Genomic DNA, 14,623 nt, shown 5'->3' on the forward strand with positions numbered 1-14,623 from the left:
TTCACCCGCACCGCAGACGGGTCCCGCCTTGGGCGCATCATCTCGTTCAGTGCGCCTGGGTGGTGTGGCTCGTGGCGAAGGCCAGAAGAAGCGCGGCGGTCCGCGGTGGATCCTCCATGACGGGGGAGTGCCCGACACCGGGCAGCAACTCGACTTTCGCGCCCGGAACGGCGCTGTATTCGGCGGCGGAGGAGGATCGCCATCTCCGGTCTTCCTCTCCGAAGATCACTAGCAACGGCTTGCCGAGGGGAATCAGCCGATCGGGGAGCGCGCGCTGATTCACATAGGCGTCGCCGGTCTGCGTGGTCGCGATGAGGGCGTGATAGGTCATGCCGCGCGCGTCGTCCACGACCGCCTGCGGGACCTGGTAGCCGCGGCGGCTGAACGCGCTGCTCGCGGCGTTGCGGATCAGGCTGTCGGTCCGAAGCCGCCACAGCAGCGGCCCGATGACGGGGGCGTACAAGAGCTCGCCGACGCCGCCGCCGCTTGAGACGGCGGCGGCCAAACGGGGCGCGGTGTCGATGAGCACGAGCGAGGTCACCAGGTCGGGGCGTTGCTCGGCGAGCGCGGTGGCGACCGCGCCACCGGTGGAATGGCCGACCACTGTCGCGTGCTTGACCCCGAGCCGGTCCATCGCCTCGCCGACCCGGCGTCCCTGCTCCGGCATCCCGTAGCCGCCGCCGGCCGGTTTGGCCGACCGGCCGTGCCCGAGCAGGTCGATCCGGATGACGCGATGGGACTTGGTCAGCAGCGGAACGAGCGCGTCCCACGATCGGGTCGACGCGGCGAGCCCGTGGATCAGTACGAGTGCCGGGGCATCAAAGGGACCGTCCTGGCGCACGTAGATGTTCCCGCCGGCGAGGGGCAGGGTCGGATTCCCACTGGCCTCGGCGCTCTGCCGCGTCACCACCTCGGCGTTCACGAGAAGCGACCCGACGACGACGAAGAGGACAGCCGAGGCGATCAAGAGGCGCCGCCGGCGCCGTGCCGCGCTGCTCATATCAGCCTGCCGGTACGGAAACCGCAGGTCGGCGTCGTCGAAACAGCGGGGTCATGGAGCTCCAGGGAGAAAATCATGGGCCTACTGTCGCCGCCGGTGAGCGCCGGTATCTTGTACAAATGTTCCGGGTCAGGCGGCTCGTCTAGACGAGCAGTGGTCATAGGCGATCAGCGATCGGGTGACCGGCGGGTCGGGTCTCCCGGACCGTGGCCTCCGCCCTGCACAACGCGGAGGTCGCTTGGCCCCTGCGGATCACCCCTGGGCTGAGCCCAAGAGGCGCTCCGTCGGGTCTGTGGAGCAGCGCCTCGAACCGGTACAGCTCGTCCAGCGTGACCGCGCCCGTCTTCATCGCCTGCCCCTCCTCCGAGCCGGTTCACCAGTGAACCGGCCCGGCATGCGGATCGGCCGCTATGGGCGCGTCGAGCGTGGTGGCGAAAACTCCCGTACGGGGGCCTCGACGTGCCACGGTTTCAGCGCCTGCGGGAAATCCTGGACGTAGGTGAGGGAGCGGGTGGAGGCGACGCGCGAAGCCCACGAAGCGTTGTCCAACATCCACGACCCCATCCCTTGGCTGGCGTCGAGCGTGTGGGTCAGGGATGGATGCCGAAGGGCCCGAGCAGGCCGGCATCGATTCGCATGGACTCCAGCAGGCCGGAGGCGTTGTCCTTGGTGAACACGTCGGCGGCGGCCAGCGTACCGAGGTAGCCGGCGACGACCGGGGCGGCGGCCTGCTGGGCGACCGCGTCCAGGTAACCGGCGAAGACAGCCCACGCGTTGCCTGCCGGACCGTACTTGCCGAAGTACGGCGCCGGGTCGAGGCTGGAGACCGTGTCACGGACGCTGGCCTGCAGGTCGGCCAGGTATCGCTGTTGCAGGTGGCCGTCGGCGCGGATGCCGAGGCGGCCGAGGTGGCCGCCGACGAGGGTGCGCCACGGATATCTCATGGCGGTGTCGTGGGCCCGCAGCCAGCCGGGGATGTCCTGGGAGACGGCGAGGTTCTTGAACGGCACCCAGCCGGGATAGAGCACGTCTACCACCATCAGGGTCTCCTGCTTGGGGGCGTAGACGAAGATGTTGTCGGGGGAGTGGTTGGGGCCGTGGTAGGCCAGTTCGAGACGCTCACCGCCGACCCGCAGGACGTGGTGATCGTCGAAGGTGAGCGTGGGCGCCGGCCGGGTCGGGTCCGCGTCCCGGCGCAGGAGCCTCGCGGTCTCGGTATGTCCGATGCGGATGACGTCCTTGCCGAAGATCGAGGCGGCTCCGATATGGTCGGCATGCGAGTGGGAGTAGATGAGGTGGGTCACCTTCTGGGGGCGGCCGTTGGCCCGGGTGACCTCCTCGATGGCGCGCAGCAGGTTATGCCCGATGGTGGGTGGCGCATCGACCAGGACGACGCCCTGGCGCGTGGTCAGGAACATCGCCTGGTAGAAGGAGTCGGTGACCCAGTACAGGTCGCCGTCGATCCGGCCGACGAAATAGCCCTTGTCGTTGGGCGCGGGGCCCTTCGACGCCTCGGGGATGGGCGCGTAGTCGGGCAGGGCGCCGGCTGCCGGCGCGTCGCCGGGCCCGAACAGGCCGGCGGCCAGGGGCAGCGCCGATGCGGCAGTCGCTCGAGTGAGGAAGGTTCGCCTGCTCGAGTGGGCGGTGGCGGGGACCATGGGGATTGTCTCCCTTCGGAAGATGCGGCTGCCAGGCGAACGTGCGACAGGTCCTGGCAGCCGGTGTCCTGGGATGGAGCGATCAGCTGGTGGCGCGGGCCGCCGCTGTGATGAGGGCGGTGGTGGCGTCAGGCCGGGAAATCATGATCACGTGTGAGGCTTCCCTGACCTCGCTGGTCCGCGCGCCGGCGCGCTCGGCCATGAAACGCTGGGCCGCGGCTGGGATGGCCTGGTCGGCGCCGGCGACCAGGTACCAGGAGGGGATGGTCTTCCAGGCGGGCGGCCCGCTCGGGGAGGCGAGCGCGGCCAGGGCGGCCGGGCGCTGGGTGGCGGCCATCAGAGTGGTGTCTCGGGCCGGCAGGTCGGCGGCGAAGGCGGCGCGGAACTTGGCCGGATCGATGTAGGCGTCGGTGCCGGGTCCGCCGCCGGGCAGCGGGTACGGGCGGGTGATCAGGCTGGTGGGCAGTTGGCTGCCGGGGAACTTGCCGGTCAGGTCGAGCGCCGACTCGGCCTCCTCGGGGGCGAATGCGGCGATGAAGACCAGGGCCTTGACATTGGGGTGGCCGGTGGCGGCGTTGGAGATGACCGCTCCGCCGTAGGAGTGACCGACCAGGATGACCGGCCCGTCGATGGTGGAGACGATGCTCGACAGGTAGGCCGAATCCCCCATCAGGTCGCGCAGGGGGTTGGCGGGGGCGATCACCGGGTAGCCGGCCCCTTGGAGCCGGGCGACGACCTTGTTCCAGCTCGAGGCGTCGGCGAACGCGCCGTGGACCAGCACCACGGTGGGTTTGACCGTATGCCGGCTCGCCGCGGCGGAGGCGGTGGCCGATGAGCCGAGAACCGTGACCAGGATGGCCAGCATCACGGACAGCAGGATTCGGGTTCTCGGCCGGGAGAGCGGAGAGGTCTGTGGGGACGCGTACACGGACATGGCGGATCTCCTTGGTCGGGGTGGGAGTTCTCAAGCGAGGCTCCAGCCGTTGTCCGCCTGTCGGGCAGGACCGGAGCACGGGGTTGCGCGGTGTGGTGGAGCGGTGCGCCTAGGCCGCCGGCGGAGGACCCGCCACGCGCAGGCGGTACGCGTCGGCCGAGGCGATGATGGCTTCGATGTCGAAGGCGGCCGGCGCGTCGTTGACATCGGAGATGGGCGAACTGTTGGCGGCGAACCACTGCTCGATGCCGGCGGGGCCGAAGGCGACGACCATGCGGGCGTTCGGTGAGCGGACCAGGTAGCTGTGCGGGACGCCTCGGGGGCCGTGCGCGATGGCACCGGCGTGCAGGTCGTAGCGGTCGTCCCCGACGAAGAAGGTGATCTCACCATCGAGCACGATCCAGATCTCGTCCTCTGCCTCGTGAACGTGCAGGGGCGGCGCGTGGCCCTTGGGGTCGGTGAACTCCATCAAGCTCAAGGTGCCGCCGGTCGCCGTCCCCGGCACCAGGATCTGGACCCGGCCGCCGAGGAACCAGAAGGGGTTCCGCGTGTCGCCGGTATGGGATGGACGTCCCTTGTTCATGGGGTGCTCCTTAGTTAGTTCTTCTTGAGGAAGCGCAGGAGTGTGCGGGTGAGCTGTTCGGGTTGTTCCTCGAAGATCCAGTGACCGGAGTGCTCGATGACGATCCCGGTCACATGGCTGGCGTACTGGCGGACCTGGGTGGGGACGAAGTCGCCGAGGCTGCCGCGGGCGCCGATGGCGAGCACCGGCATGGTGAGCTTCTTCTGGCCATATGCGCTGTTGTCGGCGATGTCCTTGGGAAAGGCGCGGAACCATGCGAAACTCGCCCGCAGGTGGGCATCGTCGCGCAGGTGGCGGGCGTACTCGCGGACTTGCTTGTCGCCGACGCTGTTCTTTTCGACTTCGAGGGAGTCGACGAAACGCTCCACCCACTGCTCTTCCCTGCCGTTCACCATGCGCTCGGGCAGGCCGTTGGTGACGCTGAAGTAGCCGAAGTTCCAGAAGCCCGGGCCCTTCGCGGTGAGGGCGGGGAAGGTGTAGAGGGTCTTGTCGGGGATGGGTGCCTCGCTGAGCACCAGCTTGGCGACGTCGCGGGGATGGGCGGCGGCGTAGGCGTAGGCGACCATCGTGCCGATGTCGTGCCCCACGAGCCTGATGTCCCGCTCGAGACCGAGCTTGGTCAACAATCCGTGCACGTCGGCGGCGAGGGTCTTCTTGTCGTAGCCGGCGGCGGGTGCGTCGCTCTTGCCTGCTCCGCGTAGGTCCGGCGCGATGACGGTGTAGTGCTTGGCGAGTACGGGCAGGACTTCGCGCCAGGTGTACCAGGTTTGCGGATATCCGTGCAGCAGGACCAGCGTCGGCCCGTGCCCACCGCGCACGTAGTTGATCGCGACGTCGCCGACCTGAACTCTCCGCTCGCGGAAGCCCGCCGGAACGCGCGGCTCATTGCCGGTCTCCGACGGCGTCTTGGAGGCGATGGCTGTGATGGGCACCGGGGCGGCCTGGGCGGGGGAGGCGAGGGAGGCGAGCATGCCGATCAACGCGATCGGGATGCCGACGCGGCCACGGATCTTCGGGACGGTGGATCGGGGCGTCGCCGGCGGTTTGTCGGGAGCCCCGGCATCGCTGCTCAAAGAGCGCTGGGCGTTCATGGGGCAAACGGTAGAAACCGGCTCGCTTGGCGCGCGAGCGTCACCTGACTGCGTCACGAGCGCTATGTGACTGCAGGTCTTGTTCCAGGCTGAGGGAGAAGCGTCATTCACGGGTTCCGTACGCTCAACGCCCCGCGCGGCACCCGTGCCGCGCGGGCCGGACAGATGTGACAGTAGACCGATGACAAAGGCCGTGTTCCCCGTAAGCTTTGGGTGATCTCCACTGGTTCGCGGAGAAGGAGCACTCGATCAGCGCACCCAGCTTCGCGGAGGTGCTGCGTCGCCATCGGCACGCGGCACGTCTGACGCTGGAGCAGCTCGCCGAGGCCTCGGGCGTCAGCGACCGGACGCTGTCGGACATGGAACGCGGACGCAGCAAGGGCCCCCAGCATCGGACCGTCACCGCGCTGGCCGACGCCCTCGGACTGGCGGACGCCGACCGCAAACAGCTCGTCGAGCTGGCGCGCGAGGGCCGCCTGCGCGATCGCTGGGCCCGCCCGACCGGGCTGTGCGAGCTGCCGCGCTCCGTCGACGACTTCACCGGCCGAGCCGCGGAACTGGCCTGGACCAGCGAGCTCTCACACGCCGGGGACGCGCCGGGCGCTCCGGGCGTGCGGCTCATCACCGGCTCCGCCGGGCTGGGCAAGACCACGCTGACCGTCCGCGCCGCCCACGCCCTGCGGCCGGACTTCCCTGACGGGGTGTTCTTCCTCGACCTGTTCGGTATGTCCGCGCAGCCACTGCCCGTCGACGAGGCCCTGGGCATGCTGCTTCGCGCACTCGGCATGGCGGATCAGCAGATCCCGGGCGACGTCGCCGGGCGTGCGTCCTTATACCGGTCCCTGCTGCGTGACCGGCGCGTACTGATCGTGCTCGACAACGCCGCCTCCGAGGAGCAGGTCCGGCCGCTGCTGCCGGGCGGCGGCGCGGGCAAGGCCCTGGTGACCAGTCGCCGCCTGCTGGCCGGTCTGGAAGGAGTACGCCGACTCGGCCTCGGGCCCTTGCCCCTGCTGGAGGCCACCGAACTGCTGACCGGAATCCTGAAAGACCGCGGCGCCTCGGACGAAGGCTCGGCCGTCGGGCAGCTCGCGCAGCTGTGCGGCGGTCTGCCCCTCGCACTCCGTATCACCGGGAATCGGCTGGTCAGCCGGCCCGGCTGGAACGCCGCAGACCTCGCCGCCCGGCTGACGAACGAGGAGCGCCGCCTGGACCAGCTCAGCGCCGGCGACCTCAAGATCGCCACCGCGTTCGGGTTGTCGTACGAGCAGCTGGCCCACTCGACGCGGCGGGTCTTCCGCCGGCTCGCCCTGGTGCCGGGTCGCAGCTTCGACGCCGCTCTCGCCGCCGTGGTGGGCGGCACGTCGATCGAGGGGGCATGGGACGCCCTCGACGAACTCGTCGACCTCGGCCTGCTGCAGGACAGCACCTCGGGACGCTACCGCTTCCACGACCTGGTCCGGCTGTTCGCCCGCGACCGGCTTCGGGAGGAGGAACCCACGGCCGAGCACGACGCGCTCACCGTGACGATGGCGTCGTGGCTGGTGCGGATGGCCACCACCGCCGGGCGGTGGTTCGAGCCCATGTACGGCCGTCCCGACCGCCCTGACCCCGACCTCGCCGACCTGTCCTCCCCCGAGGAGGCCGACCACTGGCTGCGCGTGAACGCCGACAACTGGCTGGGCGCGTTACGTCACGCGGCGAGCATCGGCCGGTTCACCGCCGTCCTCGACTGCGCCGAGTCGATGGACTGGTTCTCCGACCGGTGGATGCACGCGCCGCACTGGTACGAGGTCTTCACCCTCGGCGCCGAGGCCGCCGCTGCCCTGGGCGATCCGGCCCGGCAGGCCGCGCAGCTGAACATGCTGGCCTGGGTCCATCTGGTGCCGCGAGACGACCTGGAGACCACACTGCGCTACACGGCCCAGGCGATAGACCTGGCAACCCGCAGCGGCGCCACCACACAGATCGCCCTGGCCCACCACCATGCGGGGGGCGCGCTTCGACGGCTCGGGCGGCTGGATGAGGCCATCGCGGCGGAATCCCAGGCGGCCGAGATCCACAAGGCCAACGGCGACATCGATCGGTACTGCCAGTGCCTCGGCGCCCTCGGCACCTGCCTTCGCGATGCCGGACACCACACCAAGGCGCTGGAGCAGTACCTCGACCTGCTGGCCCTGCTGAACGACGATCGCTCGGGGATAACGCCGAGCGTCGCGGCGTTCACCCGGCCGATCGCGCTCGCCCGCGTCGGCGAATGTCTAGGGCTGCTCGGCCGCCGGGCCGAAGCGATCACCAAGCTGACCGAGGCGATCAGCCTCATGGAGCAGGCTCAGTTGCCCGCCCCGCAGGCACGCTCCCTGGAGACACTGGCGGCCTTGCTGGCCGACGAGGACCGGACCGGCGAGAGCCGCCAAACCTACGCGCGGGCGGCCGAGGTGTACGAGGCCATCGGCGACGCCGAGGCGAGCAGCCGCTGCCGCGACCTGGCGAACGCCGCGCCCTGACGGTTTTCCGCGCTACTTCTGCGTCCTGTTCTGCGTGGCCGCGCCACGTGCGCGCGACTTGAATGGAGGGCACCGGGACCGGCGCCGGGCCCGCCCATCCAGCTCAGGAGCGACCATGACCACCATCAGGAACATCGTGCTCGTGCACGGTGGTTTCGTGGACGGATCCGGCTGGCAGGGCGTCTACGACGAGCTGACCAGGGCCGGACTGCGCGTCTACATCGTGCAGAACCCGACGCGGTCACTGGAGGATGACGCCGCGGTGACCCGCCGGGTCCTGGACGGCCTCGACGGCCCGGCCGTCTTGGTCGGCCACTCCTACGGCGGGGTCGTCATCAGCGAGGCCGGCACCCACTCCAACGTCGCGTCGCTGGCGTACATCGCCGCGTTCGCTCCCGACAAGGGCGAATCGGTCAACACCTTCATCGCCGCCCCGCCGGTGCCGCCGATCCTCCCTCCCGTGGAGGGCTTCCTCTTCCTCGACCGCGACGAGTTCGCCGCCTCGTTCGCCGCCGACCTGCCCGACCAGGTGGCCGCGTTCATGGCGGACTCCCAGGTCCCGTGGGGCGTGGACGCCCTCGCCGGGCCGGTCACCGAACCGGCGTGGCGGCACAAGCCCAGCTGGTACCTCGTGGCGACCGAGGACCGGATGATTCCGCCGCCGGCCCAGCGCATGATGGCCGAGCGCGCCGGGGCGAACGTCGTCGAGGTCATCGGCAGCCACGCCGTCCACATCTCCCAGCCCGCCGCGGTCGCCGAGCTCATTCGCGAGGCCGCCGCCAGATGACGTCCGCCCGCAGAACTGAGCGCATCAGTGAAAGGCCGGAATCCCATGGTCCTCGTCCTCGGCGACACCCTCATCACCGCCACCCCCGAAGAAGGCGCGACGTACGACCGCAGGAACGCCACACCCTCAGATCCCGTCACAGCGCACGACCGGGCCGGTCGAAATATGTCAGCGGACCGGTCGGCGACCGCGCTCTTTGGGCGGGAGTCTGAGAAGCGGCATCTCGGCGATTTCGTGGACGGCGTCCGCGACGGCGGTGGGGCGATGCTGGTACGCGGCGAGGCGGGCATCGGGAAGTCGGCCTTGCTGCTGGACACGGCGGCGATCGCGGCCGCTCGGGGCATGCGGATCCTGCGGACGACCGGCGTGGAATCAGAGACGCACATGCCCTTCGCCGGTCTGCATCAGATACTGCTTCCCCTTCGTACCGAGATCGGGCAACTGCCCGCCCCCCAGCGTGACGCGCTGGGAGCGGCGTTCGGGCTGACCGACGCGCGGGTGCCCGACCCGTTCCTCGTCGCCTTGGCGGCACTGAACCTCCTGGGCGAGGCCGCCGCCCGCTCGCCCGTGCTGCTGCTGGTCGAGGACGCTCACTGGCTGGACCGCGCCAGCGCCGATGTGCTCGCGTTCGTCGCGCGGCGGCTGGAGTCCGAACCGATCGCGCTGCTGGCCGCGATACGCGACGGTTTCCGGAGCCCCCTTGACGGGGCAGGGCTGCGGGAGTTGCTCCTCGATCGGCTCGATGACACGGCCGCGACCGCCTTGCTGGACGCGTACAGCCCCACCCTGACGCCGACGGTGCGCACCCGGTTGCTGCGGGAGGCCGCGGGGAACCCGTTGGCCCTGGTCGAGCTGCCGATCGCCGCGGAAACGCGGCGGGGGAAGGGGCATCTGCCGCCAGGGTGGCTCCCGCTGACCACCCGGCTGGAACAGACCTTCACCGCCCGCATGTCGGGGTTGCCCTCGACCGTTCGGACCATGCTGCTGGTGGCCGCGCTCAACGACAGCACCGCCCTTTCTGAGATCCTCGATGCCACCGCGCTGATCACCGGCGTTCCGGTCACGGCGGACGATCTGGCGCCCGCTGTCACCGTACGGCTGGTCGACGTGCACGAGACCGGAGTGTCGTTCCGGCACCCGCTCATGCGCTCGGCGATTTATCAGCGGGCGACCATCTCTCAGAGGCACGCGGTGCACGCCGCGCTGGCCGACGTCCTCACCGGCCGGCCGGACCGTCGCCTCTGGCACCGCGCGGCATCCACCCCCAAACCGGATGAGACCATCGCCGCCGAGCTGGACACCGTGGCCAAAAGCGTGCGACGCCGGGGCGACCTGTTGTCGGCCGTCGCGGCGCTGGAGCACGCGGCCAGACTCAGCGAGAACCCCGCTCACCGGTGTGAACGGCTGGTGCGGGCCGCCGAGTACGCCGCTGAGATGGGACGGCGCGATATCGCCGTACGACTGCTGGGCGAGGGCGAGCAGTCGCAGCTGTCGGCCCAGCAGCGAGCCCGTATCGTGTGGATCCGCGAGAGCTTCGAGGATGGCATCCGCGACGACAGCGCGGCAGCGCATTCTCTGGCCGACCTCGCCGAGAGCATGGCGGCGCAGGGCGACGTCGACCTCGCGCTGAAACTCCTGTCCAGTGCGTCCATGCGCTGTTTCTGGGCTCATGCCGACGAGCGGTCGCGGCAACGCGTCGTCACCGTGGCCGAGGGACTGCCCGTCGACGATCTGGATGGGCGGCTGCTGACGGTCCTGGCGTTCGCGGCTCCGATCGAGCGTGGCAAGGCCGTGATGGAGCGATTACGCCATCTGGCCGCCCATCCGCCCGGTGGCCGGCTGGCGGCCCGCCTGCTCGGCAGCTCGGCGTTGATGGTGGGGGCGTTCGACCTGTCGGAGGAATTCTGTGCCGCGTCGCTGCCGGCCCTGCGCGCGCAGGGCCGGCTCAGCCACCTGGCACGAGACCTCGGCGCGCAGGCGTGGAGCGCGGCCCGGCTGGCCGACCTGAGCGTGGCCATCCCCGCGGCCGAGGAGGCCGCTCGTCTGGCGCACGAGACATCCCAGCCGCTGATGCACGCCATCGCTCAGGCCTCAGGCGCGGTGCTCGCCGCGCTACGTGGCGAGCGAGATCGCGTGGAGAGCCTCGCGGTGGCGGCCGAGCAGGTGGCCCTGCCCATCGGAGCCCGCCCCGTGCTGGCCACCGTGCAACTCGCGCGCGGGCTCGGCGCGCTGGGCGCGGGACGTTACGCCGACGCCTTCGACCACCTGCGACGGATGCACGACCCCGCCGATCCGGCCTACCACCTGGCGTTACGCTGCTTCTCCTTGGCCGAACTCGCAGATGCCGCGGCGCACAGCGGTCAAGGCCGCGCGGTCGCCGGCATCGTCGGCGACCTGGAGACGGTGGCGCTCACCACACCGTCGCCGTCCTTGCACGCCGACCTGCGCTACGCCCGGGCCGTCCTGGCCGATGAGGCCGCGGCAGAGCCCTTCTTCGACGCCGCGCTCGGGGCCGACCTGCGGCGATGGCCCTTCGTACGGGCCCGGACGCAGCTGGCGTACGGTGAATGGCTGCGACGCCAACGGCGTACGGCCGAGTCGCGGGCGCCCTTGCGCATGGCTCGCGAGACGTTCGACGCCTTGGGGGTGATCCCCTGGAGCGAGCGAGCGCGCCAGGAGCTGCGGGCCTCCGGCGAGAGCAGCCGCAGCCGCAGCAGCGAAGCACGCGACGTGCTGACCGCACAGGAACTCCAGATCGCCCAGATGGCGGCCGAGGGCCTGACGAACCGGGAGATCGGCGAGAAGCTCTACCTGTCCCATCGAACCGTCAGCTCCCACCTCTACCGGATCTTCCCCAAACTGGCGATCACCTCGCGATCGGCTTTGACCACAGCCCTGCGCGTATCAGCCTGACCTGACCGCTTCGCCCAGATGACGCTCGGTGACGCAGTCATGTGACGCTAGCGAGGCGCGCAGGCGACTTCCTACGGTGAGGCCATGGCCACAGGGAACTCCTTCAAGAACGGCAGCACGCCGACCGTCGTGACCGCGGTGGCCAACCCGCTGCGCGGACCGGCCCGGGGCCGACACCATCGAGGCCGACACCATCGAGGCCGACACCATCGAGGCCGACGCCTCACACGCGATCGCGCCGTCGCAACCGGGAGCCGTGGCCGCCCACATCCGCACCGCCGCGACCGCGACCCAGGCGGTCAAGCACATCCATCCGGCAGGACAGTCGTATTCCTGAGGAGCAACCGATGACCGCACCGACCATTCCCGTCATCTTCATCCACGGCCTTTGGCTGCACGCCACCTCCTGGTCCTCCTGGACCGAACTGTTCACGACCGCGGGCTACGACGCGGCGGCCCCCGGCTGGCCGGGCGAGGGCGAAAGCGTCGAACTGTCCCGCAAGGACCCCGACAGCATCGCCGACCACGGCATCGACGACGTCGTCGCCCACTACACGGAGATCATCAACGCTCTGGACGTCAAGCCGATCCTGATCGGTCACTCCTTCGGCGGCATGGTCGCCGAGAAGCTGCTCGGGCAGGACCTGGCCAGAGCCGCGATCGCGATCGACGCCGCACAGATCAAGGGGGTGCTGCCGCTGCCGCTGTCGGCGCTGCGCTCGACCCTGCCGGTGTTCAAGAACCCGGCCAACAAGCACCGGGCCGTCTCTCTCACCCTCGACCAGTTCACCTACGCGTTCGGCAACGCCATCCCGGCTCAGGAAGCCGCCGAGCTGTACGAACGCTGGACCATCCCCGCGCCGGGCAAGCCGCTGTTCGAGGCCGCCGTCGCGAACTTCTCCCCCCATTCGCCCGCCAAGGTCGACACCGGCAACGACACCCGGGGACCGCTGCTGCTGATCGCCGGCGGCAAGGACCACACCGTCCCGGAGACGGTCACCAAAGCGACGCTCAAGCAGTACCGGGACTCCACCGCGATCACCGAGATCCAGCAGTTCCCCGACCGCGGCCACTCCCTGACCATCGACCACGGCTGGCGTGAAGTGGCCGACGCCTGCCTGACCTGGCTCACCAGAAACGACCTGTAGACGTAGAGGGGGAGTCCACGTCGGTCGCCGGTGTGTCTCGTCGGCGGCACCGAGCTCAGCTCAGCGGCTCAGAGCAGGGTACGCAGTTCGCGGGCCGCGTCGGTGGCGTTGAGCAGGCGGGCGCCGTCCGGGAGCAGGATCAGCGGGCCTGTAGTAGCCCGTGCCGCGATCCCCGCCCGCTCCCAGAGCAGGACGATCTGCAGGATGACCGCACGGTAGGCATAGTGGGCATCGCTTCCGCGAGGCTTCCCGAACCGGCCGTACAGCTCTTTGTCCACTCGGTTCCGGGCCTGCTCACGTCCCAGCCCGACCCCCGTGAAAACCACTACGAACGTACTGGCGGCGAGAGCGACGATCTCCTCATTGAGTAACGCCTCGACACCGGTACCCGAACTCTCGGTCATGACCGGCACGTTATCGGCCTTGGGGACCAACGGAACAGCCGATAACGCTATGCACTTGATCTTGGCCGGCTCCGAGTGGTGGTTGGGCGTCGCGTGACGTCAGCGTGTCGTACCCGTCGCTTCGTCCCGTTCTCCCGCCGGCGGACCTCACCGCGTAGGTCATGCGTCCGCGCACGGGCACAGCAGCCGCCGTAGGCCCCGATCCGCACGGTGACCTGCCGGTCCCTGTACGCCTGGGCCCGGCAGGCCGGACCCGGGTCCAAGATCGAGGTCCGGCGGGTTCCCGGGAGTGACGAGGTCCCGCAGGTCGTTCAGCTCTTTCTAAATCTACTTTGTAAAGGCACTCGGGTGGGGCAAAAAATCAAACAAATAATCGAATAAATACCGTCATTTAAATCCAGGGGGCACGGAGAGTCACGGGTAGAGCTGGTCGGCGACCTGGCGGACGCGGGTGGTCATCCTGCGGCAGGCGGCGTAGAGGCTCGATGTCGAGGTGGTTCGGGATGCGCCGCGAGGCCGACATCGTTGATCTTGGCCAGGGGTTCGGCCCCCGCGCCCGTCAAGCTCGACCCGGCGCACGCGGCGATCGTCCGAGGTCGCCGGCCCTCGGGACTGTCCGCAGGCCGCGGGGCAGAACTTGACCTCAGGGTCGCGTGATTCCGAGCACGGCGGCTCCCTCGCGCCCGGGCTTCCACCTGCGGGAACGGCCCTCGTCGAGGAATTGGACCGGAAATGATCACAAGTAATCAGCTTCAGCCTTGTTGCGAAAAGGGACAGCATCCGGATCGAGCGTAATCCCTTTGCCCACCGAGACAGGATGGCGAAAGCCTCACGAAAGGGAGTTCTGGCAAAGTTCCCGAATATCTGGACGCAAGCGCTCGAATTTCGGGAGGAAAACGCCATGCACACTTTCAAGTCCGTCGCGAAGCAGGCATGGATCGCCCTGCGCCTGACCGCTTTGGCGCTCGTAACGTTGTTCGCCGCAGTCGCCGCCATGTCGCTGACAGTGGTCCCGGCCAACGCCGCCTCCGCCTCGAACGCGGCAGACCACTGGTGCCCGGTCTATTTTGTTGAGGATGGGCACTCGGTCATGACACTCTGCGACGACTCCGTCGGCAACACCAGGTACCGCGCGGTCGCGGGATGCGCCGACGGTAGGACCGTCTACGGGGGCTGGGTCCATGATCCTTGGCCCAGCGTCGCGGGATGCGGTTCGTCCAAGGCCTTCTCCGGGAATGTCCAGTTCGAGTGCGAGGGGATTTGCCTTTCCCGTCCTAGCGCTGCGACCGAAGAGAAGTACGCGCACGTCGAGTAGCGAATTCACGTCCCGATACCGCGCCCTCCGAATTCTGTGTCGCAGGGCGCGGTATCGGCATTCGATCGGTCTCGAATCATCAGTCTCGGTGCGTGAACACTCGCGTCATGGTGGCTGAATCGCGAGCAGGGCTATGTCGATCAATGGCTCAATGGTGCTCTCGACGAATTCGAGACTCTTAGGTCGGGTCGCAAGGCCGTTGCGTTCTCGGCTGGTGAGACTGCTGCACCCCTGGGTCGAGTGGCCGAGTAAGGGCGCCCCGGTGCGGAGACGACAAACGCGACCC

Annotated in this window: 11 protein-coding genes; 5 read left to right on the plus strand and 6 right to left on the minus strand. The window is 69.3% G+C overall.

Annotated features, from left to right (window positions below; translation table 11 throughout):
- Positions 1 to 46: 46 nt before the first annotated feature.
- The 5 genes from AB0B61_RS52725 to AB0B61_RS52745 form a co-directional block, all read right to left on the minus strand.
- Positions 47 to 1,000, minus strand: a complete 954-nt coding sequence (locus tag AB0B61_RS52725) for an alpha/beta fold hydrolase (protein ID WP_358449047.1) — start codon at positions 998 to 1,000, stop codon at positions 47 to 49.
- A 590-nt stretch (positions 1,001 to 1,590) separates the two neighbouring features.
- Positions 1,591 to 2,658, minus strand: coding sequence for an MBL fold metallo-hydrolase (locus tag AB0B61_RS52730; protein WP_358449049.1), 1,068 nt, complete (start codon positions 2,656 to 2,658; stop codon positions 1,591 to 1,593).
- Positions 2,659 to 2,740: 82 nt separating this feature from the next.
- Positions 2,741 to 3,592: an alpha/beta hydrolase gene (locus tag AB0B61_RS52735; RefSeq protein ID WP_358449051.1), complete on the minus strand. Its 852-nt coding sequence runs from the start codon at positions 3,590 to 3,592 to the stop codon at positions 2,741 to 2,743.
- A gap of 109 nt (positions 3,593 to 3,701) precedes the next feature.
- Complete coding sequence (locus tag AB0B61_RS52740) at positions 3,702 to 4,175, minus strand: cupin domain-containing protein (RefSeq protein WP_358449053.1); 474 nt, start codon at positions 4,173 to 4,175, stop codon at positions 3,702 to 3,704.
- Between the two features lie 14 nt (positions 4,176 to 4,189).
- Positions 4,190 to 5,266 carry an alpha/beta hydrolase gene (locus AB0B61_RS52745; protein WP_358449055.1) on the minus strand — a complete coding sequence of 359 codons (1,077 nt, stop codon included), beginning with the start codon at positions 5,264 to 5,266 and terminating at the stop codon, positions 4,190 to 4,192.
- Between the two features lie 209 nt (positions 5,267 to 5,475).
- Between AB0B61_RS52745 and AB0B61_RS52750 the strand changes: the two genes are divergently transcribed.
- From AB0B61_RS52750 to AB0B61_RS52765, 4 genes are all read left to right on the plus strand, one after another.
- Positions 5,476 to 7,770 carry a helix-turn-helix domain-containing protein gene (locus AB0B61_RS52750; protein ID WP_358449057.1) on the plus strand — a complete coding sequence of 765 codons (2,295 nt, stop codon included), beginning with the start codon at positions 5,476 to 5,478 and terminating at the stop codon, positions 7,768 to 7,770.
- 115 nt (positions 7,771 to 7,885) lie between these two features.
- On the plus strand, positions 7,886 to 8,557 hold the full coding sequence (locus AB0B61_RS52755) for an alpha/beta hydrolase (protein WP_358449059.1): 672 nt from the start codon (positions 7,886 to 7,888) through the stop codon (positions 8,555 to 8,557).
- 45 nt (positions 8,558 to 8,602) lie between these two features.
- Positions 8,603 to 11,470: an AAA family ATPase gene (locus tag AB0B61_RS52760; RefSeq protein WP_358449061.1), complete on the plus strand. Its 2,868-nt coding sequence runs from the start codon at positions 8,603 to 8,605 to the stop codon at positions 11,468 to 11,470.
- Between the two features lie 347 nt (positions 11,471 to 11,817).
- The gene (locus AB0B61_RS52765) at positions 11,818 to 12,618 is read left to right on the plus strand and encodes an alpha/beta hydrolase (protein WP_358449063.1); all 801 of its coding nucleotides are present in this window, start codon (positions 11,818 to 11,820) and stop codon (positions 12,616 to 12,618) included.
- 68 nt (positions 12,619 to 12,686) lie between these two features.
- Here the strand turns inward: AB0B61_RS52765 and AB0B61_RS52770 are convergent, their stop codons facing one another.
- On the minus strand, positions 12,687 to 13,022 hold the full coding sequence (locus tag AB0B61_RS52770; protein ID WP_358449065.1) for a hypothetical protein: 336 nt from the start codon (positions 13,020 to 13,022) through the stop codon (positions 12,687 to 12,689).
- 901 nt (positions 13,023 to 13,923) lie between these two features.
- Between AB0B61_RS52770 and AB0B61_RS52775 the strand changes: the two genes are divergently transcribed.
- Positions 13,924 to 14,337 carry a hypothetical protein gene (locus AB0B61_RS52775; protein WP_358449067.1) on the plus strand — a complete coding sequence of 138 codons (414 nt, stop codon included), beginning with the start codon at positions 13,924 to 13,926 and terminating at the stop codon, positions 14,335 to 14,337.
- The last annotated feature ends 286 nt before the right edge of the window (positions 14,338 to 14,623 follow it).

The sequence above is a fragment of the Nonomuraea sp. NPDC049158 genome, from assembly GCF_040648335.1.
In the GTDB taxonomy this organism is placed as follows: Bacteria; Actinomycetota; Actinomycetes; order Streptosporangiales; family Streptosporangiaceae; genus Nonomuraea.